Annotated in this window: 1 protein-coding gene; it reads left to right on the top strand. The window is 58.0% G+C overall.

Annotation, left to right across the window (positions count from 1 at the left end):
* The coding region (locus JHD69_RS21645; protein WP_199142220.1) for a hypothetical protein at positions 1-255 on the top strand (255 nt) is incomplete at both ends.

The raw sequence follows: 255 nt of genomic DNA, 5'->3' as shown, positions 1-255 counted from the left end.
AGCCGGGCTATGCCATCAACGATGCCACGGATGCGGTAAAGCTCTGGACGGTCAACGCCTCGGGCGCTTCTTCATCAGCCAACTACCTGCCCGGCACGCTCTACAAGACCATTTCCAAAGACGAGAATTGGACAAGCGGCAGGGCGGGCACCACAGAAGAGTTCAAGGATATGGAGGGCAGGGTGGTGCTGAAGAAGGTTTGGGAAAGCGAAAGCTCCGCCCTGTCCACCCAGTACCTGTACGACGACATGGGCA

Origin of the sequence: Pedobacter sp. ASV12, assembly GCF_016429155.1 — a bacterium.
Classification (GTDB): domain Bacteria; phylum Bacteroidota; class Bacteroidia; order Sphingobacteriales; family Sphingobacteriaceae; genus Pedobacter.
Note: the sequence above shows the minus strand (reverse complement) of the source record. Positions and strands in the feature narration are given on the sequence as shown.